Source organism: Acidimicrobiales bacterium, from assembly GCA_036399815.1.
Lineage (GTDB): Bacteria > Actinomycetota > Acidimicrobiia > Acidimicrobiales > DASWMK01 > DASWMK01.
On sequence record DASWMK010000010.1, the window covers coordinates 1 to 21553 of the forward strand.

21 protein-coding genes and 1 tRNA gene are annotated in these 21553 nt (G+C 74.5%); 16 read left to right on the forward strand and 6 right to left on the reverse strand.

Going from position 1 to position 21553, the window contains the following annotated elements:
• The first annotated feature begins 65 nt into the window (after positions 1 to 65).
• Both VGB14_00500 and VGB14_00505 read left to right on the forward strand, forming a co-directional pair.
• Entirely contained in the window at positions 66 to 767 is a 702-nt protein-coding gene (locus tag VGB14_00500) for a PHP domain-containing protein (GenBank protein HEX9991382.1), read from the forward strand.
• A gap of 105 nt (positions 768 to 872) precedes the next feature.
• Positions 873 to 1706: an undecaprenyl-diphosphate phosphatase gene (locus VGB14_00505; protein ID HEX9991383.1), complete on the forward strand. Its 834-nt coding sequence runs from the start codon at positions 873 to 875 to the stop codon at positions 1704 to 1706.
• Positions 1707 to 1717: 11 nt separating this feature from the next.
• Here the strand turns inward: VGB14_00505 and cpaB are convergent, their stop codons facing one another.
• The 3 genes from cpaB to VGB14_00520 form a co-directional block, all read right to left on the reverse strand.
• Positions 1718 to 2350: a Flp pilus assembly protein CpaB gene (cpaB, locus tag VGB14_00510; protein ID HEX9991384.1), complete on the reverse strand. Its 633-nt coding sequence runs from the start codon at positions 2348 to 2350 to the stop codon at positions 1718 to 1720.
• Positions 2351 to 2924: 574 nt separating this feature from the next.
• Complete coding sequence (locus VGB14_00515) at positions 2925 to 3749, reverse strand: S-methyl-5'-thioadenosine phosphorylase (protein HEX9991385.1); 825 nt, start codon at positions 3747 to 3749, stop codon at positions 2925 to 2927.
• Positions 3750 to 4190 (reverse strand): FmdB family zinc ribbon protein, encoded by a 441-nt coding sequence (locus VGB14_00520; protein HEX9991386.1) that lies wholly within the window; start codon positions 4188 to 4190, stop codon positions 3750 to 3752.
• A 91-nt stretch (positions 4191 to 4281) separates the two neighbouring features.
• Here VGB14_00520 and galU point away from each other — a divergent pair, with 91 nt between their 5' ends.
• From galU to VGB14_00565, 9 genes are all read left to right on the forward strand, one after another.
• Positions 4282 to 5166, forward strand: a complete 885-nt coding sequence (gene galU / locus VGB14_00525) for a UTP--glucose-1-phosphate uridylyltransferase GalU (GenBank protein HEX9991387.1) — start codon at positions 4282 to 4284, stop codon at positions 5164 to 5166.
• A 46-nt stretch (positions 5167 to 5212) separates the two neighbouring features.
• The gene (locus tag VGB14_00530) at positions 5213 to 5665 is read left to right on the forward strand and encodes an SRPBCC family protein (GenBank protein ID HEX9991388.1); all 453 of its coding nucleotides are present in this window, start codon (positions 5213 to 5215) and stop codon (positions 5663 to 5665) included.
• Positions 5662 to 6888 carry a gephyrin-like molybdotransferase Glp gene (gene glp / locus VGB14_00535; protein ID HEX9991389.1) on the forward strand — a complete coding sequence of 409 codons (1227 nt, stop codon included), beginning with the start codon at positions 5662 to 5664 and terminating at the stop codon, positions 6886 to 6888. The genes VGB14_00530 and glp overlap by 4 nt, the downstream gene beginning before the upstream one ends.
• A gap of 11 nt (positions 6889 to 6899) precedes the next feature.
• Positions 6900 to 7904 (forward strand): GTP 3',8-cyclase MoaA, encoded by a 1005-nt coding sequence (gene moaA, locus VGB14_00540; protein HEX9991390.1) that lies wholly within the window; start codon positions 6900 to 6902, stop codon positions 7902 to 7904.
• Between the two features lie 51 nt (positions 7905 to 7955).
• Positions 7956 to 8459, forward strand: coding sequence for a cyclic pyranopterin monophosphate synthase MoaC (gene moaC, locus VGB14_00545; GenBank protein ID HEX9991391.1), 504 nt, complete (start codon positions 7956 to 7958; stop codon positions 8457 to 8459).
• Between the two features lie 189 nt (positions 8460 to 8648).
• The gene (locus VGB14_00550) at positions 8649 to 9155 is read left to right on the forward strand and encodes a hypothetical protein (GenBank protein HEX9991392.1); all 507 of its coding nucleotides are present in this window, start codon (positions 8649 to 8651) and stop codon (positions 9153 to 9155) included.
• 4 nt (positions 9156 to 9159) lie between these two features.
• Positions 9160 to 9840 carry a hypothetical protein gene (locus tag VGB14_00555; protein ID HEX9991393.1) on the forward strand — a complete coding sequence of 227 codons (681 nt, stop codon included), beginning with the start codon at positions 9160 to 9162 and terminating at the stop codon, positions 9838 to 9840.
• 44 nt (positions 9841 to 9884) lie between these two features.
• Complete coding sequence (locus VGB14_00560) at positions 9885 to 11288, forward strand: hypothetical protein (GenBank protein ID HEX9991394.1); 1404 nt, start codon at positions 9885 to 9887, stop codon at positions 11286 to 11288.
• Between the two features lie 58 nt (positions 11289 to 11346).
• Positions 11347 to 11419 (forward strand) — tRNA-Ala (locus VGB14_00565).
• A 24-nt stretch (positions 11420 to 11443) separates the two neighbouring features.
• Here the strand turns inward: VGB14_00565 and VGB14_00570 are convergent.
• Positions 11444 to 11851 (reverse strand): type II toxin-antitoxin system VapC family toxin, encoded by a 408-nt coding sequence (locus VGB14_00570; protein HEX9991395.1) that lies wholly within the window; start codon positions 11849 to 11851, stop codon positions 11444 to 11446.
• Positions 11852 to 11909: 58 nt separating this feature from the next.
• Here VGB14_00570 and VGB14_00575 point away from each other — a divergent pair, with 58 nt between their 5' ends.
• Positions 11910 to 13085: an alpha-hydroxy-acid oxidizing protein gene (locus tag VGB14_00575; protein ID HEX9991396.1), complete on the forward strand. Its 1176-nt coding sequence runs from the start codon at positions 11910 to 11912 to the stop codon at positions 13083 to 13085.
• Positions 13086 to 13098: 13 nt separating this feature from the next.
• Here the strand turns inward: VGB14_00575 and VGB14_00580 are convergent, their stop codons facing one another.
• Positions 13099 to 14166 carry a hypothetical protein gene (locus VGB14_00580; GenBank protein HEX9991397.1) on the reverse strand — a complete coding sequence of 356 codons (1068 nt, stop codon included), beginning with the start codon at positions 14164 to 14166 and terminating at the stop codon, positions 13099 to 13101.
• A 112-nt stretch (positions 14167 to 14278) separates the two neighbouring features.
• On the opposite strand from VGB14_00580, the gene VGB14_00585 reads away from it, so the two are divergent.
• Positions 14279 to 15244: an SHOCT domain-containing protein gene (locus tag VGB14_00585; GenBank protein HEX9991398.1), complete on the forward strand. Its 966-nt coding sequence runs from the start codon at positions 14279 to 14281 to the stop codon at positions 15242 to 15244.
• 49 nt (positions 15245 to 15293) lie between these two features.
• Positions 15294 to 16493 carry an aminotransferase class I/II-fold pyridoxal phosphate-dependent enzyme gene (locus VGB14_00590; protein ID HEX9991399.1) on the forward strand — a complete coding sequence of 400 codons (1200 nt, stop codon included), beginning with the start codon at positions 15294 to 15296 and terminating at the stop codon, positions 16491 to 16493.
• A gap of 9 nt (positions 16494 to 16502) precedes the next feature.
• Here VGB14_00590 and VGB14_00595 read toward each other — a convergent pair whose 3' ends face one another.
• Positions 16503 to 16982 carry a hypothetical protein gene (locus VGB14_00595; protein HEX9991400.1) on the reverse strand — a complete coding sequence of 160 codons (480 nt, stop codon included), beginning with the start codon at positions 16980 to 16982 and terminating at the stop codon, positions 16503 to 16505.
• A 144-nt stretch (positions 16983 to 17126) separates the two neighbouring features.
• On the opposite strand from VGB14_00595, the gene VGB14_00600 reads away from it, so the two are divergent.
• Together VGB14_00600 and VGB14_00605 are read left to right on the forward strand one after the other, a co-directional pair.
• Positions 17127 to 18914 carry a S8 family serine peptidase gene (locus tag VGB14_00600; protein ID HEX9991401.1) on the forward strand — a complete coding sequence of 596 codons (1788 nt, stop codon included), beginning with the start codon at positions 17127 to 17129 and terminating at the stop codon, positions 18912 to 18914.
• A 9-nt stretch (positions 18915 to 18923) separates the two neighbouring features.
• On the forward strand, positions 18924 to 21533 hold the full coding sequence (locus VGB14_00605; protein ID HEX9991402.1) for a GGDEF domain-containing protein: 2610 nt from the start codon (positions 18924 to 18926) through the stop codon (positions 21531 to 21533).
• The last annotated feature ends 20 nt before the right edge of the window (positions 21534 to 21553 follow it).

Genomic DNA, 21553 nt, shown 5'->3' on the forward strand with positions numbered 1-21553 from the left:
CGCACCCGCCGTGCATCCCGTGCCGGGCGATCCCCCGCCGGCGGTGGCCGATAGCCTCTGGCCGCGTGCCCGCCGTCGACCGCCATCCCCACCTCGCCGCGCCCCGGCGGCCCGGGTGGGTGCGGGTCGACCTCCACTGCCACACGATGTGGTCGGGCGACGCCACGACCACGCCGGACGAGCTGGCCGAGGCGGTGGCCGACGCCGGCATCGACGTCCTCTGCGTGACCGACCACTCGACGATCAACGGCGCCGTCGAGCTGCAGGGTCGGCTGCCGTGCCGGGTCGTCGTCGGCGAGGAGCTGCGGACGCCGGCCGGCGAGGTCATCGGGCTGTTCCTGACCGAGCGGCTGCCGTTCGGCCTGGACGCCGCCGCGGCGGCGGCGCGGATCCGCTCGCAGGGCGGCGTCGTCTACGTGCCGCACCCGTTCGACCCGCTGCGCCACCACCTCCGGCGGGCGGCGCTCGACCGGCTCGTCGACGACGGGCTGGTCGACGTCATCGAGGTGCTCAACGCCAAGACGTCGCTCGCGCACGCCTCGGCCGAGGCGGTTGCGTACGCCGAGGCGCACGGGCTTCCGGGCGGGGCCGGCTCCGATGCCCACGTGCCCGAGGCGATCGGCGCCGCCTACGTCGAGATGCCGGACTTCGACGGACCGGCGTCGTTCCTGGCGTCGTTGGCCGAGGCCGTCGTGGTCGGCCATCACGCCGACCCGCCCAGGACCTGGCGGCCCCGCGTCGTCCCGTCGACCAACGCGCTGACGTGACCACCACCGCCGCAGCCGGGTCGGCCCCCGGCTGACCCATCGGCGCCACCAGCCGAACGCCCCGACCCGCCGCCGAGCGCCGCCACCGACGAACGAGACCGACCCGTGCCGATCCTCCATGCCATCGTCCTCGGAGCCGTCCAGGGCCTGTCCGAGTTCCTGCCGATCTCGTCGAGCGGGCACCTCGCGCTCGTGCCGTGGCTGTTCGGGTGGAACGACTTCGGCGGCGACGAGGCCCTCGCCAAGGCGTTCGACGTCGCCCTGCACCTCGGCACCCTGGCCGGGGCGCTCACCTACTTCCGCCGTGACGTCGCCCTCTACACCAGAGAGGGCCTGCGGGCCGTGCTGCCCGGGCGACCGGCGAGCCACGACGGGCGTCTGGCGTGGATGCTGCTCCTCTCGGCCCTGCCCGCGGCGGTGACGGGCGCGGCCCTCGACGCCACCATCGAGCGGCTCGACGACGAGATCTGGTTGATCGCGGCGCTGCTCATCGTGTTCGGGCTGGTGCTGCTGTGGGCCGACCGTCTGAAGGGCGACCGCGTGGTCGACGACTTCCGCCCTCGCGACGCCGTCCTCATGGGCGTCGGACAGGCGCTCGCGCTCCAGCCGGGGGTGTCCCGGTCCGGGGTGACGATCACGGTCGGGCGCCGGCTCGGCTTCGCCCGCGACTCGGCGGCACGCCTGTCGTTCCTCATGAGCCTGCCGATCATCGCCGGCGCCGGCCTCTACAAGCTCGCCTCCGTGGCGGCCGACGGCGGGATCCCGTCGTCCCTGTGGCCGCCGTTCGTCGCCGGCGTGCTGACCTCGGCCGTGACCGGCTGGGTCGCGGTCTGGGGCACCCTGCGCCTGGTGCGGCGGCGGTCCTTCACCCCGTTCGTCGTGTACCGGGTGGTCGTCGGCCTCGCCGTGCTCGGCGTGCTGGCCTCGACGTTCCGCTGACGCCGCGCCGGTCACGGCCGGCCCCCGAGTGCCAAGGTCACCGTGCCCTGGGTGACCGCGAACGCCACCCGCGGCGCGTCGGCGACGGGGACGGCGACCGTCACCGTGTCGCCGGCGTCGCCCACGCCGAGCACGGTGGCGCGCTCGGCGACGACGACGGTGGGGTCGGCGTCGCCGGCGATGACGGGGTCGAAGGTGGCGAGGACGTCGACGGAGTCCCCGACGGCGAGTGGGGGACCCGAGCCGGCCAGCGGGACGGCGATCGCCCGGGTGCCCGGCGGGAGCAGCGCGGCGACGCCCGACAGGCCGGCCGGCGCGAGGCGGCCGGCGACGAGGGGCTCACCCGTGAACGTGGGCGACGTGGCCGTGCGCCCGACGGGGACGGCGGCGAACGCGCCGGGCGGGACGAGCCCCGACGGCCAGGTGCGGACCTCGGCGTCGGCGGCGCCGACGACGGCGCCGGCCGGGATCGGGCGTGTGGCGACGGCGACCGGGCGGGAGGTGCCGAAGCGGCGGAGGGCCGACTCGGCCCGGCCGACCAGCGACGCGACGACGGCGCCGGTCAGCGCGGCGAGGACGGCGATCGCCAGCAGGGCGGGGACCGGCCGGCGCAGCCGGAGCCGGAGCAGGTGGGGGTGGAGCACGGGCGCGCGTCCTCCAGGCGGTGCGGGTTCGCTCGGGGGAAGCGGTGCGCCACACCCTACGGACGCGGTGTGACAGGAACCGGGGGAAGCGGTCCGCTACACGGTATGGCAGGGGTGTGACACAAACGGGGGAGGTGGTCCGGTCACACGGTACGGCAGGGGTGCGACAGCAAAAGGGGAGGTGGTCGGGTCACACGGTGCGGCAGGGGTGTGACACAAACGGGGGAGGTGATCGGGTCACACGGTACGGCAGGGGTGCGACAGCAAAAGGGGGAAGCGGCCGGTCACACCGTACGGCGGAGGCTGACGAGAACGGGGGGAAGCGGTTGGTCACACGGTACGGCAGGGGTGCGACAGCAAAAGGGGGAGGTGGTCGGGTCACACGGTGCGGCAGGGGTGCGACGAGAATCGGGGAAGCTGCCGCCCGGTCACACAGTACGGCAGGGGTGTGACACAAAGGGGGGGAAGCGGCCGGTCACACCGTATCCCAGGCGTGTCACGGCGCCGGCCGGCGTTGGCACGGACCGCCGGCGCCGGAGAGACCCCAGCCGCGGACGACGGCGAACGAGGGCGGCTACCCCGCCGGCGGGTCGGGGTCGATGCCGTTGGGGGCGTCGGCGCAGGCGCAGGAGCGGTCGGCGGGGACGGCCGGCAGGGCCCGGAACAGCAGGCGGCGGACCCGGTCGACGTTGTCGTGCAGGAACCGGAACACCTGCTCGTGGCTGACCGGCTCGATCGACGGGTCGTCCTCGAGGCCGGTGTCGTAGTCCGTCACCAGGGCGATCGCTGCGTAGCACATGCCCAGCTCACGGGCCAGGTAGGCCTCCGGGTACTGGGTCATGTTGATGACCTCCCACCCGGCCGAGCGGTACCAGCGGGACTCGGCCTTGGTGGAGAACCTCGGCCCCTGGACGACCACCACGGTGCCGCCGTCGTGGACGGTGATGCCCTCGGCCCGCCCGGCGTCGACGGCGACCCGCCGCAGCTCCGGGCAGTACGGCTCGGCGAAGGACACGTGGTTGACGGTCGGCCCGTCGAAGTAGGTGTCGTCCCGTCCCCACGTGCGGTCGACGAGCTGGTCGCACACGACGAACGACCCGGGCGCCACGTCGGGCTGGAGCGACCCCGCGGCGCACGGGCCGAGCACCCGACGCACGCCGAGGGACCGCAGCGCCCACAGGTTCGCCCGGTACGGGATGCGGTGCGGCGGCAGCTCGTGCTTCGTCCCGTGGCGGGGGAGGAAGGCGACGCGGCGATCGCCGACCGTGCCGACGACCACGGGCGCGGACGGGGGGCCGTAGGGGGTGGCGACCTCGACGGTGTCGACGTCGTCGAGGAACGAGTAGAACCCCGACCCGCCGAAGACCCCGAGCTCGGCCCCGGCTCCGGGGGCCGCCACCTACGCCGACTTGGCCGACGGCGACGTGGAGCCCGACCCGGACGACCCCGAGCCAGAGCCGGAGCCCGAGCCCGACGACGAGCCCGACCCCGACCCCGACGACGAGCCCGACCCCGACCCCGACGACGACTCGCCCGACGAGGACGAGGACGAGGACGACGACGAGGAGCCCGACTCGCCCTTGCCGCCGCCGCCCGAGCCGCCCGAGCCACCGGAGGCGCGGCTGTCGGTCTTGTAGAAGCCGCTGCCCTTGAAGCTGATGCCGATGGCGCTGAACACCTTGCGCAGCGACCCGCCGCAGTTGGGGCACTCGGTCAGCGGGTCGTCGCGGAAGGACTGGACGACCTCGAGGTGCTCCCCGCAGTCCCTGCACCGGTACTCGTAGGTGGGCAACCTGGCCTCCGCGCTCGTGAGCTGGCACTCGACCCGTGCGAGTGCCAAGTGTAACGACGGCGCCCGTTGCCGTCATCCCTCCGGGGTACCGTCGGGCGTCAGCTTCAGGGTCGAAGGCCGATCGAGGAGGAGGGGTGTGGTGAGAGGGACCGTCCGCAAGGCGGTGATCCCGGCCGCGGGGCTCGGCACCCGCTTCCTGCCGGCCACCAAGGCCCAGCCGAAGGAGATGCTGCCGGTCGTCGACAAGCCGGCCATCCAGTACGTGGTCGAGGAGGCCGTCCGAGCGGGCATCGACGACATCCTCATCATCACCGGCCGGGGCAAGCGCAGCCTGGAGGACCACTTCGACCGCACCTTCGAGCTCGAGTACTACCTGGAGCAGAAGGGGAAGTTCGACGACCTCAAGGCCGTCCAGGACCTGGCCGAGATGGCGGACATCCACTACGTGCGCCAGGGCGAGCCGCTCGGCCTCGGCCACGCGGTCGCCGTCGCCAGGAAGCACGTCGGCGACGACCCCTTCGTCGTCATGCTCGGCGACGACATCATGGACGAGCGGTCCCGGGTGCTCGAGGGGATGATCGAGACCTACGACCGGTACGGCCGCTCGGTGGTGGCGCTCAAGGAGTTCCCGAGGGACGAGATCTCCTCCTACGGGTGCCCGGCGGTCGAGCCGGTGGGCGACGAGCTGGTGCGCCTGCTCGACATCGTCGAGAAGCCGGCACCGGAGGACGCGCCGTCGACCCTCGCCGTCATGGGCCGCTACGTGTTCACCCCCGAGATCTTCGACGCGCTGTCGACGGTGAAACCGGGGGTCGGCGGCGAGGTCCAGCTCACCGACGCCATCGCCATCCTGCTCGGCGAGCAGACGGTGTACGGGTACCTGTTCGACGAGGGCCGCTACGACATCGGCAAGAAGCTCGACTACCTGCGGGCGACGGTCGAGCTGGCCATCGACCGCGAGGACCTCGGCCCCGAGTTCCGCGCCTTCCTCGTCGACCTCGTCGACCGCAGGGGGCTGCGGTAGCCGCTCGCGCCGCCCGTTCCCGGCCGGCGGGTGGGAGCCTGGGCGAGTGCGCGTGGAGTCCGACCGCCGCTACCGCTTCCCGGTCCAGCCCGGCGACCTGTGGGCGGCGATCGGCGACACCGGCCGCTACCGCCGGTGGTGGCCGTGGCTGCGCCGGTTCGAGGGGCGGGGCCTGGTCGAGGGCGACCGGTGGCGCTGCGTCGTGCAGCCCCCGCTGCCGTACCCGGTGCGGTTCACGGTCGAGCTCGACGAGGTGGTCGAGGGCCGGCTGGTGGCGGCGACGGTGGACGGCGACGTGACCGGCACCGCCCGCCTCGAGATCGGCGAGCACGACGAGGGCTGCGAGGCCCGGCTGGTGTCGAGCCTGGCGCCGAACGGGCGGGTGCTGCGGGTGGCGGCGACCGTCGCCGCGCCCGTCGTCCGCTTCGGCCACGACTGGGTGCTCGACGCCGGCGCCCGCCAGTTCCGGTCCCAGGTCGTGCCCGGGCGGCGGTCGTGATCCCCCTCCACGAGGCGAAGGCGCACGTCGAGGCCCGCTGCCCGCGCCTCCCGGCCCGCCGGCTGCCGCTCGGGCAGGCGGGCGGGCTGGTGCTGGCCGAGCCGGTGGTCGCCGCCCACCTCGTCCCCCCGTTCGACAACACGGCCATGGACGGGTTCGCCGTCCGGGCGGCCGACACCGCCGGCGGGTCCGCCCGGCTGCGGGTGGTCGGCACCCTGGCCGCCGGCGGGGCGTTCGGCGGCGAGGTCGGCGAGGGGCAGGCGGTGCGCATCATGACCGGGGCGCCGATGCCGGCCGGGGCCGACGCCGTCGTGATGGTCGAGCGGACCGAGGTCGACGGCGACACCGTGCTCGTCCGCTCCGAGGCCCGGCCCGGCGACCACGTGCGGCGGGCCGGCGACGACGTCCGCCCCGGCGACCAGGTGCTCCCGGCGGGCACCCCGCTCGGGCCGGCGCCCATCGGCGTGCTGGCCAGCCTCGGGGTCGCCCACGTCACCGCCGTGCCGAGGGCGACGGTCGGGGTTCTGTCCACCGGCGACGAGCTGGTCGACGGGGCCGGCGACCTCGCCCCCGGCCAGATCAGGGACTCGAACCGGCCGGCGCTGCTCGCCGCGGTCGCCGCCGCCGGCGCCGACGCCGTCGACCTCGGGATCGCGAGGGACGACGAGGCGGCCATCGAGGCGGCCGTCGACGGCGCCGTGCTGTCCTGCGACGCGCTGCTCACGAGCGGCGGGGTCAGCATGGGCGACTTCGACTACGTGAAGAAGGTGCTCGACCGGGTGGGCGACATGCGGTGGATGCAGATCGCCATCCGGCCGGCCAAGCCGTTCGCCTTCGGGGTGGTGACCTCCGACGACGGCCGGCTGGTGCCGGTGTTCGGCCTGCCCGGCAACCCGGTGTCGTCCCTGGTGTCGTTCGAGGTGCTGGCCCGGCCGGCCCTGCGGCGGATGATGGGCCACGGCCCGGCGACGGCGGAGCGGCCGCGGGTGCTGGCGTTGGCGCCGGACGGCATCCGCCGGTCGCCCGACGGGAAACTGCACCTCGACCGGGTGGTCGCCGAGCCGGCGCCCGGCGGCGGCCTCGCCGTGCGCCCGGTGCGGGCCCAGGGCTCCCACCAGCTGGCGGCGACCGCCCTGGCCAACGGCATCGCCGTCGTCCCCGACGGGAACGGCGTCGAGCCGGGCGGCCTGGTCGAGACGCTGCTCCTCTGGGGGACGCCGTAGCCTTGGCCCGGATGAGCAGCCCCCTGGTCGACGGCTTCGGGCGCGTCCACCGCGACCTCCGCATCTCCGTCACCGACCGCTGCTCGTTCCGCTGCACGTACTGCATGCCGGCCGACGGCCTGCCGTGGCTGCCCCGCGAGGACCTCCTCACCTTCGAGGAGATCGAGCGGGTCGCCCGGCTGCTGGTCGAGCGGCACGGCATCTCGGCCATCCGCCTGACCGGCGGGGAGCCGACCGTCCGCGCCGGGCTGCCGACCCTCGTCGGCATGCTCGCCGGCCTCCGGGTGGGCGGCGACGGGCCGCCCGTGGACCTGTCGCTCACCACGAACGGCGCGTCGCTGCGGCTGCTGGCGCCCGACCTCGTCGCCGCCGGCCTGCGCCGGGTGAACGTGTCGTGCGACTCGCTGCGCCGGGACCGGTTCGCCGAGCTGACGAGGCGGGACGCGCTCGACCGCGTGCTGGACGGGATCGACGGGGCGATCGAGGCCGGCCTGGCGCCGGTGAAGGTCAACGTCGTCGTGATGAAGGGCGTGAACGACGACGAGGTGCTCGACTTCGCCGAGTTCGGGCGGGAGCGGGGGGTGACGGTCCGCTTCATCGAGTACATGCCCCTCGACGCCGACGGCCGCTGGACCGGTGGGCAGGTGCTGGCGGCCGAGGAGATCGTCGCCGCCATCGACGCCGTCCACCCGATCGAGCCCGTCGTGCGGGGGTCGGCGCCGGCCGAGCGCTACCGCTACGTGGACGGACGGGGCGAGGTCGGCGTGATCGCCAGCGTCACCCGGCCGTTCTGCGGCGACTGCGACCGGGTGCGGCTGACCGCGGAGGGCGCGCTCCGCTCGTGCCTGTTCGCCGTCGACGAGCACGACCTGCGCTCGCTGCTGCGGTCGGGCGCCGGCGACGACGAGCTGTCGGCCGTCGTCGAGCGGGCCGTGGGGTCGAAGTGGGCGGGGCACGCCATCGGGTCGGTCGCGTTCGTCCGCCCCCGGCGCAGCATGAGCCAGATCGGCGGCTGACCACCGGCCCCGGGCCGGAACGGCCCGGTGGGTGCCCTAGACTCGCCGACCATGTCGGAGCGCGGCCTGACCCACCTCGATCCCCTCGGGCGGGCCCGGATGGTCGACGTGACGCCCAAGGAGGCGACCCACCGGCGGGCCATCGCCCGGGCCAAGGTCCACATGCAGCCGGACACGACGTCGCTCGTCGCCCGGGGCGCCATCACGAAGGGTGACGTGCTCGCCGTCGCCCGCGTGGCCGGCATCCAGGCGGCCAAGCGCACGCCGGACCTGATCCCGCTCTGCCACCCGCTGCTCGTCGGGTCGGTGCTCGTGAACTTCCGGATCGAGGACTCGTACATCGAGGTCGAGGCCCAGGTGGACACCGTCGACCGCACCGGGGTCGAGATGGAGGCGATGACGGCCTGCGCCATCGCCGCCCTCACCATCTACGACATGTGCAAGTCCGTCGACCGGTCGATGGTCATCGGCGACGTGACCCTCTGGGAGAAGACGGGGGGCCGGTCGGGCCCGTACCGGCGCTCGCCCGGCCTGCTCGACGACCTGGGGGACTGACCGCGCGCCCCGGCCGGGGCCGTCCGTCACCGACGGTGAGTTGGATTCGCGGCCCCGTCCGTAGTAGAACTGCAACGTTCGCCGCTGGAACGTAACCCCAGAGACCGGGCCCGGGCGGGTACGCCACCATCCACCGCGAGGAGAAGTGGCAGCGGTACGGTCCTCGACCAGTAAAGGCAGGCGCGGAGCGTGACCATTGTGGTGCTGTTGATCCTCGCCATCGTGTGGGCCGTGGTGCTGGTGCCACCGTGGCTTCGCAACCGGAGCGAGAGCCGGCCCGGCGACTCGATCTCGTCGTTCCGCCAGCAGCTGTCCGTCCTCGAGCGCACGACCCCGGGCGCCACCCCGCTGCGCCGCCCGGTCCCTGCGCCGGTCGCCCCGCCCCAGCCGTACATCCACCCCGCCGTCGCCCGCCGTCGCCGCGTCGTGTCGTCCCGGCGCCTCGCCCGCAAGCGCCGCCGAGACATCTTCACCGGCCTCCTCGTCCTCATGGTCGCGACGCTGGCGCTGAGCTTCGTCCCGGGGCTGCAGATGCTGCGCACGGTCCACTTCGTGCTCGACGCGCTGTTCGTCGCCTACATCGCCCTCCTCGTCCGGGCCCAGCGCCTGGCCGCCGAGCGGGAGATGAAGGTGCACTACCTGCCCGGCACGGTCGCCGCCGAGCCCGCGCTGTTGCTGCGCCGCTCGGCGAACTGAACCGGTGGCCGTTCCCGGCCACCCTGCAGGAGGGGCGGACGCCGACGGGTCCCGTCGCGCCGACCTCGGTCGCCAGATCGACGGCATCCGGGCCGGCCTCGACGCCGCCCACGCGGCCAGGGAGCAGAGCCTCCCGGCCTGCCGGCGGGTCATCCGGGCGGCGGGGTCGTCCATCCGGGCCGTGCACCGCCTCGAGCCCCAGCGGGCGGCGGCGCTGGCCGATGAGGCCGAGGCCGAGCTGCGCCAGGCCCAGCACGTGCTCGCGCCCTACCCGGCGCTCGTGCACGCCGGGTTCCTCCACGACGCGGAGAAGGAGTACGTCGAGGCCCGGCTGACCGCCGCGCTGGTCGAGAACCGGCCGCTCGCCGGGCCGGCCGAGCTGGGGGTGGACCCGGCGGCGTGGATGCGGGGCCTCGCCGAGGCGGCGAGCGAACTGCGCCGCCACCTGCTCGACCGGCTGCGGGAGGGCGACCTCGACCGGGCCGAGCACCTCCTCGCGGCGATGGACGACGCCTACGATGCGCTCGTCACCGTCGACTACCCCGACGCCCTGACCGGTGGCCTGCGTCGCACGCTCGACGCCCTGCGGGCCGTGCTCGAGCGGAGCCGGGGCGACGTCACCACGGCGGCCGTGCAGGCCAGGCTCCAGCGGGCCATCGACCCGACCCTCGGCTCGGACCTTTAACCTTTCTTTAGGAACCCGGCCCGCCCCGCCGCCGTACCGACGGCATGAGCTGGAGGACCCGCCCCCGTCTGTTCGTCGCCGCCGCGGCCGTCGTCGCGTCGGCCCTCCCGACCGCCGCCGGAGCCGCGGACGATGTGTCCGCCGCGGCGAACGCCGCGACAACGGAGCTCGTCAGCGTGTCGAGCGAGGGTCGCCAGGGCAACGACATCAGCGGCCGCTTCTCGCCGCCCGACCTGAGCGCCGACGGCCTCGTCGTCGCCTTCGACTCCCAGGCGAACAACCTCGTGGCCAACGACGGGAACGGGTTCGTCGACGTCTTCGCCCACGACCGCGAGTCGGGCATCACCGAGCTACTCAGCGTCAGCACCAACGAGGTGCAGGCCAACGACGACAGCCAGAACCCGTCGGCCGACGCCACGGGCGACGAGATCGCCTTCGACTCCGACGCCAACAACCTCTTCCCCGACGACCGCAACAACGCGCGGGACGTCTTCGTCCGCGACCGGGTGGCGGGCACGACCGAGCTGATCAGCGTCAACAACCAGGGTCGTGAGGGCAACGCCTCCAGCTCGGCGCCCGACATCACCGCCGACGGCCGCTTCGTCGCCTTCTCCTCCAACGCCTCGAACCTCGTGCGGGGCGACACCAACGCGACGACCGACATCTTCGTGCGGGACCGGTCGAGGGGCCGGATCGAGCGGGTCAACGTGGCGAGCGACGGGACGGAGGCGAACCTGTTCAGCGGCGGGCCGTCGATCAGCGACGACGGCCGTTACGTCGCCTTCTCGTCCTTCGCCGACAACCTCGTGGCCAACGACGACAACGGCACGGTGGACGTGTTCGTCCACGACCGGTCGACCGGCGAGACGTTCCTCGTCAGCGAGGCGGCCGACGGCACCTCGGCCGAGGGCCTGAGCGCCGGCCCGGCCATCAGCGGCGACGGCTCGGCCATCGCCTTCTTCTCCGAGGCGGCCGACTTCGTGCCCGGCGACGACAACGGGACGCGGGACATCTACGTCTGGCGGCGGGGCAACGGCGACCCGAGCGTGGAGCGGGTTTCGGTGAGCAGCGCCGAGGAGGGGGCGAACGGCCAGAGCTCGTTCAGCCAGCGGGGCTCGTCGTCGCTGCCCGACATCAGCAGGGACGGCCGCTACGTCAGCTTCGACTCCTTTGCCGACAACCTCGTCCGCAACGACACGAACGAGGTGGCCGACGCCTTCCGCCGCGACGTGTTCCGGGGCATCACCATCCGGGTCAGCGTGAGCGACCGGGAGATCCAGGCCAACCGGGTCAGCACCGACACGGCCATCTCGGCCGACGGCCAGGTGGTGGCGTTCGTGTCGCAGGCGACGAACCTGGTGCGGGGCGACACCAACCGCTGCCCGCTGTTCCCGGACTTCGGGTCGTGCCCCGACGTGTTCGTCCGGGACCTCCGCCCGCTCGGCTGAGCACCGCCACCTGCCACGCAGCGAGCCCCCGGGGGCCGGGTATCCTGTTCCCTCCCCCGGGGGTGTAGCTCAGTTGGAAGAGCGCCACGTTCGCAACGTGGAAGTCGGCGGTTCGAGTCCGCTCACCTCCACCGCCGGGCTCGGGGCACCGTCGGCTACGGGCCTTCGCCGGTCAGTGCTTCGATGGGCGCGAGCGGCACGACGTCGCTCACGGCGGCGGCGAGGCGGTCGTCCAGGGTCACGAGCGCGTCGGCCTGGAGCTGGGTGAGGGCGACGTACTCGGCGTCGAAGGTGTCGGGCCACCCGAGCTGGTCGGCGACCTTCCAGGCGACCCTCTGGAGGACGCGGTCCCCGAGCAGCCGCAGGTTCAGGCCCCGGATGTGGTCGAGGTGCGCGTCGGCGTCCGCCTTCGTCAGCTCGCCCCGGCGCACGGCGCCGTAGAGCGACGACAGCACCTGCGACCGCAGCAGGGTCGGCGCCAGGAGCCGGTGCCCGCCGGCGATCGCCGTCCGCTCGCGGGCCAGGCGCATGGCCACGTCCGGCCCGATCACGTACCTCGTCATGCCGGTCGGCTCCTTCGTCGGGCGGTGCGGGCGGGACCCCACCGTAGGAGGATGGGGCGTGGGCAACTACGGCGACTGGCAGTTCGCGATCTACCTCGAGGGGCTCGTCGGCAAGCGACCGGCGCTGCCGATGTCGTACGCGGAGCTCGCCCGGCAGGCCGAGGCCGTCATGTCGGCCGAGCTGTGGTCCTACGTGGCCGGCGGCGCCGGCGACGAGCGGACCCAGGACGCCAACGTCGCCGCCTTCGCCCGGTGGGGGCTCATGCCGAGAATGCTGGCCGGCGCCGCGCAGCGGGACCTGTCGGTCGAGCTGTTCGGCACGACCCTGCCGACCCCGCTCCTGCTCGCGCCCGTCGGCGTCATCGGCCTGTGCGGCGCCGACGGGCACGGCGACCTGGCGACGGCCGGGGCGGCGGCCGCGCTCGGCGTCCCGATGGTCGCCTCGACGCTCATGCAGGACCCGCTGGAGGACGTGGCCGCCGCGCTCGGCGACACCCCCGGCTGGTTCCAGCTCTACCCGCCGAACGACCGGGAGCTGACCGAGAGCTTCGTCCGGCGGGCCGAGGCGGCGGGGTGGGCCGCGATCGTGGTCACCCTCGACACGCTGACGCTCGGCTGGCGGCCCCGCGACCTGGCGATCGCCAGCTTCCCGCAGCTCCGGGGACGGTGCCTGGCCAACTACTTCGCCGACCCGGTCTTCCGGTCGAAGCTGGCCGTCCCGCCCGAGGAGGACGTCGAGGCGGCGACCGGCCTGTGGGCGACGATCTTCGGCAACCCCGGGCTGTCGTGGGACGACCTGGCCTGGATCCGCTCGCTCACCTCGCTACCGCTGCTGCTGAAGGGCATCTGCCACCCCGACGACGCCCGGCGGGCGATCGACCTCGGCGTCGACGGCATCTACTGCTCGAACCACGGCGGCCGCCAGGCCAACGGCGGGCTGCCCGCGCTCGACTGCCTCCCCGACGTCGTCGACGCCGCCGGTGGCGCGCCCGTCGTGTTCGACTCCGGCGTGCGCAGCGGCGCCGACGTGGTCAAGGCGCTGGCCCTCGGCGCGTCCGCCGTCGCCGTCGGCCGGCCCTACGCCTACGGCCTGGCCGTCGGCGGGCAGGAGGGGGTCGAGCACGTCCTCCGCTGCCTGCTGGCCGAGGCCGACCTCACGATGGCCATCGACGGCTACCCGACGGTCGCCAGCCTCACCAGGGACGCCCTCCGCCGCGTCGACCGGCCCGGGTAGCGGCCCGGCCCCGCTACTGGGCCGGGGCGGTGCAGCGGGGGGTGATCGTCGGCTGGGGCACGGGCGGCACGTTCAGGCCCGTCGCCGGCGTCCAGAGGATCGCCTCCAGCAGGGCGGCGCGGCCGGCCGTGGTGGCGAACAGGTCGTGGTGGGCGGGGACGCAGGCGTAGCGGAGCAGCGGCGTCCCGGCGTCGGCCAGCGCGGCGAGCCAGGTCATCCCCTGGCCGACGGCGCCGGTGCGGTCGGCGTCGCCCCAGGCGAAGTCGAACCGGGTGGTCGGGAACGACAGCCGGCCGACGTCGACCAGGCTGCTCGCCCGCCAGTCGGCCTCGGCGGTGAGGTCCTCGGGCAGCACCGAGCACGACCCCGGCCCGGCCGCGCCCTCGTCGTACGAGTCGTCGACCCGGCCCCGCATGGCGTTCTCCTCGGGCTCCAGGAACTGGAGGGGCGAGCCGTCGCGGGCGCAGCCGGCGAGCAGGTCGGCGTTCGGCGGGCCGGACGCGGTGATCACGCCGTCCACCAGGTCGCCGACGTCGTGGAAGGCCACCGCGCTGGCGGCCTGGCCGGAGCCGACGCTGTAGCCGATCACGCACACGCCGCAGACCCCGTCGCCGGCGGGCGGCGTCGACCCGGCGGCCGCGTCCCTCGCCGCCGCCCACTCGATGACGGCCGCGGGCCGGCAGGACAGGGCGGCGAACCCTCCGGCGCCGGTGTTCCACTCGGCGTGCCAGGCGACGGCGATCTCCTCGATCCCGTTCTTGGCCAGCCGCTTCCAGAGGGTGCGACCGCCGCCGCCGGCCAGCCAGAAGTCCCGGCCGCCGCCGCCGCCGAAGGTGACGAGGACCCCCCGCCGGGCGCCGGTGAACCGGCCGATCGCCAGCGTGCCCGTCGCCGCCGGCACGGTCGCGTAGGGCTCGGCGCACGTGACGGCGACGTCGACGCAGGAGAAGCCGCCCGGGCAGTCCTCGGTCCCCGGCCCGGTGACCTCGACGGTCCCGACCGGCGCCGTGGCCACGGCGGCGGAGACCGGGGGCGCGGGCGGACCGCTGACCAGGGCGCCGGCCACGACCCCGAGGGCCACCGCCGCGCGCCGGACCCTCCCGATCCGAGACCGCACCGTGGGTGACGGTAGCCGAGCCCGACCTGCCAGACTGGCCGTTCCTGGGAGCGAGGGGCGAGGACGGAGGACCGAGATGGAACCGGGCTGGCTGACCGACCCCACGGGCGCGCACGAGCTCCGCTACTGGGACGGGGCGTCGTGGACCGAGCACGTCGCCGACGCCGGCGCCACCGGCGTCGACCCGCTCCCCGCCGACGCGCCGCCGCCCCCGCCGCCGATGCCCGCGGCCGCGCCCCCGCCGCCGCCCGCCCCGCCCGTCGCCGAGGCCGCCCCGGCCGCCGAGCAGCCGGCCCCGAGCGGCCGCGGCGGGTGGAAGGACAAGCTCAAGGCGGCCGCCCAGCAGGCCGCCACCCAGGGCAAGGCCATCGCCGACAAGACCAAGACGGCCATCGCCGAGCAGCAGGCCAAGCGGGTCGAGCAGTGGAAGGACGACCCGAGCACCCTGTGGTTCGGCCAGAGCCAGAGCGCGGCCACCAAGGCCACCGGCATGTCGAAGGCCTTCTACCGGATCACCAAGGACCGGATCTGGATCGACACCGGCGTGCTCGGCGTGAAGTCCGAGTCGGTGCCGCTGTGGGCCGTGCGCGACCTCGACGTCCGCCAGAACGTCCTCCAGCGGGGCAACGACGTCGGCGACGTCGTCCTCCGGCTCGAGGACCCGGCCTACGGCGTCGACCCGACCGGGGCGTTCGACGTCACCGCGCACACCGAGCCCGGCGCGCTGACCAGCGGCGAGGTCGTCCTCGACAACATCGAGGGGCCGTACCAGGTGCGCGAGCTGCTGATGCCGCTGATCAGCGAGGCCCGCCAGAAGAAGCTGGTCGAGCGCCAGAGCCAGTTCCTCCACGTGAACCCGGGCATCGGCGTCGTCGCCGGGATGGCGGGGATGCAGCCGTCACCGCCGCCCCCCGCCCCGGCGCCGGCCCCGCCGGCCGGCGACCTGGCCGACCAGCTCCGCAAGCTGGCCGACCTGCGGGACCAGGGCGTGCTGACCGAGGAGGAGTTCGCCGCGCAGAAGGCCCGCCTGCTCGCCGGCTGACCCGACGGGCCCCGGGCGGCCCGCCTCACCCTCGACCGGAGGGTGAGGGTTGACCGTCCGGACGACCCCGGCGGCAAGAATGGGCGCCATGCGGGTCAGCGCGAAGGCCGGGACGTTCACCGAGTCCGTCATCCGGGAGATGACGCGGCTGGCCCAGGCCCACGACGCCGTGAACCTGGCCCAGGGCTTCCCGGACTTCTCCTGCCCGCCCGAGCTGAAGCGGGCGGCCGCCGCGGCCATCGACGCCGACGTCAACCAGTACGCCGTCACCTGGGGCGCCCCTGGGTTCCGCCGGGCCATCGCCGAGAAGGTGGCGAGGACCTATCCCGGCTGGGAGATCGACCCCGACCGCCAGGTGTGCGTGACCTGCGGGTCCACCGAGGCGATGATCGCCACCCAGCTCGCCCTGCTCGACCCGGGCGACGAGGTCGTGATCTTCGAGCCCTGGTACGAGAACTACGGGCCCGACGCCGTGCTCTCGGGCGCGGTGCCGAGGACGGTGCCGCTGCGCGGGCCGGACTGGGCCTTCGACGAGGCCGAGCTGCGCGCCGCGTTCGGGCCGAGGACCAGGGCGATCGTCGTCAACACGCCCCACAACCCGACCGGCAAGGTGTTCCGGGCCGACGAGCTGGCCGTGATCGCCGACCTGTGCCAGCGCTGGGACGCGTGGTGCCTCACCGACGAGATCTACGAGCACATCCACTACCTCGGCCCCGGCGGCCACCTGCCCCCGGCCCGGGTGCCGGGGCTCGAGGACCGGACCGTCACCATCAACGCCATGTCGAAGACCTACGCCGTCACCGGCTGGCGGGTGGGCTGGACGGTGGCGCCGGTCGACGCCACCAACGCCATCCGCAAGGTCCACGACTTCCTGACCGTCGGGGCGCCGGCGCCGCTCCAGGAGGCGGGCATCGCGGCGATGGGCCTGCCGGCGTCGTACTACGACGACCTGGCCGAGGCCTACCGCGAGCGCAGGGATGTGCTCTGCCAGGCGCTGGAGAAGGTCGGCTTCGTCCTCCGGCCGCCCGACGGCGCCTACTACGTCATGTGCGACACGGGGGCCGTCGACCCCGGCGCCGACGACATGGCCTTCTCCCGGCGGCTGGTGACCGAGCACGGCGTCGCCGTCGTGCCTGGGTCCAGCTTCTACGCCGACCCGGCGCTCGGCCGCCGTCAGGTGCGCTTCGCCTTCCCGAAGCGGCTGGAGACCCTGCGCGCCGCCGCCGACCGCCTCGCCGGGCTGGCCTGACCCTCGCGCTCAGCCGCGGTGGACGGTCGCCCGCCAGCGCCCGGTGACGGGCACGGCGCTCAGGCGGGCGGTCGCCCGGAGCAGCCAGTCGAGGACCGCCTCGTGGCGGGTGCCGGCGGGGACGGCGACGACGAGGCCCCGGCGGGGATGGTCCTGGAGGACCCGCCAGCCCTCGGGCACGGGGAGGCCGCCCTCGGCCAGCACCGCGGCCGCCCGCCCGCCGGCGGGGTGCTGGATGCCGACCTGCTCGGCCTCGGGCGGGCCCCGGCGCCGGGCCGCGGGCGCTGTCCAGGTGGCCACCGGGACGATCGGCCCCCGGCCGGAGAACACCCCGAACAGGCCGGGCGAGGCGGGCGGGGCGTCCTCGGGGTCGATCCCCGGTTGGAGGTTGACCCAACCGGCCTGGCGGTCGGCCAGCTCGTCCATGCGGGCGACGACGGGGCCGAGCCCGTTCCAGTCCGCTTCGAGCACTTCCGGAGCGCCGCTCACGGTGGTGAGTGTGCCCAGCACGCTCGGTCACCCATCGTGGCTCGCGGCGCGCTTGCCAACACGAACCGTGGTCGGTACCCTCACACACCGTGTCTCCTCCTCACGTTCTGTGCGGGGGGGACGATAGGGAGGACGGGAGGTCCGATGCGGGCGACGCGAGGAATCAGCTGGGGTGGCAACCGGAGTGGCGGCCGGCTGCTGGCTGCGCTCCTGCTGGTCGTGGCGGTGCTGCCGGTCATGCCGGTCGTCGGCGCGACGGCGGGGCCGCTGGTCGACGTCATCGTCCGGGGCGCGCCCGGGCGGGGCGCCGCCGCCGAAGCGGCGGTCGGGCGGGTGGGCGGCACCGTGCGGGCCCGCCTCGGCGTGGTCGACGGGGTCGCGGCGAGCGTGCCGGCGAGCGCCGTCGGCCGGCTGGCCGGCGCGCCGGGCGTGGTCGGGGTCACCCCTGACGCGGCCCTGCAGCTGGCCGGCGACTCGTGGTCGGGCTGGAGCGCCAAGGACGACGCCGGCTCGCTCTACAACCTGACCGACGCCATCGGTGCCCGCTCGGTGTGGTCCCGCAAGGACGCAGCCGGGCGGCGGCTCACCGGCGCCGGGGTCGGCGTGGCGCTGATCGACTCGGGCGTCGTGCCCGTCGAGGGCCTCACCACCCCCGGCCGGGTGGTGAACGGCCCCGACCTGTCCTTCGAGTCCCAGGCCGAGAACCTCCGCTACCTCGACACCTTCGGCCACGGCACCCACCTCGCCGGGATCATCGCCGGGCGGGACACGGGCGTCGACATGACGAGGACGCCGAAGGACGACCGCTTCGTCGGCGTCGCCCCCGACGCCACGCTCGTGAGCCTCAAGGTGGCGACGGCCGACGGCGCCACCGACGTCTCCCAGGTCATCGCGGCCATCGACTGGGTCGTCCAGCACCGCTACGACGACAACCTGAACATCCGCGTGATCAACCTGGCCTTCGGGACGGACTCCGTGCAGTCCTACGTGCTCGACCCGCTCGCCTACGCCGCCGAGGTCGCCTGGCGGCGCGGCATCGTGGTCGTCGTGTCGGCCGGCAACGACGGCCCCCTGGCCCCGGTCACCGACCCCGCCAGCGACCCGTTCCTGCTCACCGTCGGGGCTGCCGACCACCGGGGCACGACCTCGACCTCCGACGACACCGTCGCCGACTTCTCGAGCGGCGGCACCGACGCCCGCCGGCCCGACCTGCTCGCCCCGGGCCGATCGGTGGCGAGCCTCCGCAACCCCGGCTCCCTGATCGACCAGGCGTTCCCCGGCGGCCTCGTCGGCGACGGCGCCGGCCGGTTCTTCCGGGGGAGCGGCACCTCGCAGGCCGCCGCCGTCGTGGCCGGAGCCGCCGCCCTGCTCCTCCAGCAGCGGCCGTGGCTTACCCCCGACCAGGTCAAGAAGCTGCTGGTGGCGACGACGGACCGGGTCAACGGCACGTCGCTCGGCCTCATCGACGTGGACGCCGCCGCCAGCGCGGCCACCCCGTCGCTGAGCGCCGCCCGGCAGGCGTTCCCCTACGGCACCGGGCTGGGCTCGCTCGAGGCCGCCCGCGGCTCGAACCACGTGGCCGACCCCGACGACGGGACCGAGCTCACCGGCGAGGTCGACATCTTCGGCCAGGCCTGGGACCCGGCGGCGTGGGCCAGCGCGGCGTTCGACGGCCGCAGCTGGTCGGGCGGCGACTGGATGGGCCGCTCGTGGTCGGGCTCGACGTGGTCGAGCGACTCGTGGACGGGCCGCAGCTGGTCGGGCCGGTCCTGGAGCGGCGAGAACTGGGCCGGCCGCTCGTGGAGCGGCCGCAGCTGGAGCGACAACGAGTGGCTCGGGCGTTCGTGGTCGGGCCGGTCCTGGAGCGGGCGCTCCTGGTCGGGCCGGTCCTGGAGCGGCAGGAGCTGGTCGACCGCTTCCTGGGGCACGTAGGCCCCGCGCATGACCGACGCGCCGGCGCCGGCCGGCCCGGCCGGCGGCCGGCCCTGGCTGAGCGGGCCAGGGCAGGTCTGGCTGCTCACGCTCCTGCTGGCGGCCGCGGCCGTCGCCCTCCTCACCGGCCTGAAGGGCGGGCCGGTGTGGGAGGGCCTGTGGCTGCCCTGGTGGGCGCTGCTCGTCATGTTCGTCGGGGCGGAGGTGTTCGTCGTCCACCTCCCGTTCCGGCGCGACTCGCAGTCGGTGTCGCTGAGCGAGGTGCCGCTCGTCCTCGGGCTCATGTCGGTCGCCCCGGTGACCCTCGTGCTCGTGCGCGTGCTCGGCGCCTTCCTGGCCCTCGTCGTCCACCGCCGCCAGGTCGGCCTGAAGCTCGCGTTCAACATCAGCCACTTCGCCTTCGAGGCGTGCCTGGCCACGATCATCTTCCGGTCCCTGATCGGCGGCGGCGACCTGTCCTCGTCGAGGACCTGGATCGCGGCGTTCGCCGCCACCCTGGTGACCGACCTGTCCTCCGCCGTCGTCGTCACCGCCGCCATCAGCCTCTACGAGCAGCAGTTCGACGGCGGGCGCACGTGGCCGGTGCTGGTCGTGGGCGGCGTGGCCGCAGCGACGAACACGTCGATCGCCCTGCTCGGGATCATCGTCCTGCGCTACGACCCCCGCGGGATGCTGCTCCTCGCCGTCGTCGCCGCCACGGTGTTCTGCGCCTACCGGGCCTACACGTCGCTCAGCCAGAGCTACAACCGGCTGGAGCAGCTCTACGGGTTCACGCGCGCCGTCGGCAGCTCGATCCAGGCCGACGCCGTCGTCGAGGCCATGCTGGCCGAGGCCAGGGGGCTCCTCCGCGCCGAGCTCGCCCAGGTCGTCCTGTTCCCGACCCACGACGAGCCCGGCATCAGCATCGTGCTCGGCACCGACGGCACGGCGGTCGTCGCCGACCGGCCGCCGGCCGGCACCGAGCCGGGGACCGGCGCATGGTGGGAGCAGGTCGTGGCCGGCGAGGGCGTGTGCCTGCGCCGGCCGGTGCGGGGCAGCGTCCGCCGGCAGCTCGGCGAGGCCGGGCTGAAGGACGCCATGGCCGCGCCGCTGCGGGGCGAGGTCGGCGTGATCGGCGTGATGCTCGTCGCCAACCGGCTGGGCGACGTCGAGACGTTCTCGGTCGACGACCTGAAGCTGCTCGAGACGCTGGCCAACCACGCCAGCGTGTCCCTCGAGAACGGCCGCCTGGTCGACCGCCTCCGCCACGAGGCCATCGAGAAGGAGCACCAGGCCCTCCACGACTGGCTCACCGGGCTGCCCAACCGGCGCCTGTTCCACCTCCGGGTCGACGAGGCGCTCTCGGCCGTCGACCGGGGCGTCGTGGCCGTGATGCTCATGGACCTCGACCGGTTCAAGGACATCAACGACACGCTCGGCCACCACATCGGCGACGTGCTGCTCGAGGAGGTGGCCGTCCGCCTCCAGGAGACGCTCCACGGGCGGGCCGTCGTGGCCCGGCTGGGCGGCGACGAGTTCGCCATCATGGTCCCCGGCGTCGCCGGGGAGACCGAGGCGACCTCGGTGGCCGCCGAGATCGTGCGGGCCCTGGAGCGGCCGTTCACCATCCAGGGCTTCTCGCTGTCGGTGAGCGCCAGCATCGGCCTCGCCCTGTCGCCGGCCCACGGCGACGCCGCCGCCGTCCTCCTCCAGCGGGCCGACGTCGCCATGTACAGCGCCAAGCTCCGGCGCAGCGGGCTCGAGGTGTACGCCACCGAGCGGGACCAGTACAGCCCCCGCCGCCTGGCCCTCGTCGGCGACCTCGGGCGGGCCATCGAGGAGGGCCAGCTGGTCGTCCACTACCAGCCCCAGGCCGAGCTGGCCACCGGCCGGGTGGTGGGCGTCGAGGCCCTCGTGCGGTGGTTCCACCCCGACCACGGGCTGCTCCCGCCGGACGAGTTCGTGCCGCTGGCCGAGCAGACCGGGCTCATCCGGCCGCTCACCCTGTTCGTGCTCGAGACCGCGCTCGGGCAGTGCGCGACGTGGCGGGAGGCCGGCCTGCCGGTGAACCTCGCCGTCAACCTGTCGGTGCGCAGCCTGCTCGACGTGTCCCTCCCCGACGACGTCGCCCGCCTGCTCGCCCGGGTGGGCGTCCCGCCCCACGTGCTGACGCTCGAGATCACCGAGAGCGACATCATGGGCGACCCCCGGCGCACGACCGAGGTGCTCGCCGCGCTCCACGACCTCGGGGTCAGCGTGGCCATCGACGACTTCGGCACCGGCTACTCGTCGCTCGCCTACGTGAAGCGCCTGCCCGTCGACGAGATCAAGATCGACAAGTCGTTCGTGTGCAACATGGCGAACGACGACCACGACGCCGCCATCGTGCGGTCCACGGTCCAGCTCAGCCACAGCCTCGGGTTGCGGGTCGTGGCCGAGGGCGTCGAGGACCGCGACTCGTGGAACCGGCTCCTGGCGATGGGCTGCGACGTCGCCCAGGGCTTCTACCTGAGCCGCCCGGAGGCCGGCCCCTCGCTCACCCAGTGGCTCAGGACCACGAACGGCGTCGCCCGCCCGCCCGTGGTGCGCCACCTCGTGCCGACCCCGGTGCTGCTCGACCGGCCGGCCGCGTCGCTCTGAGGCCGGCGTCCGGCACTCGC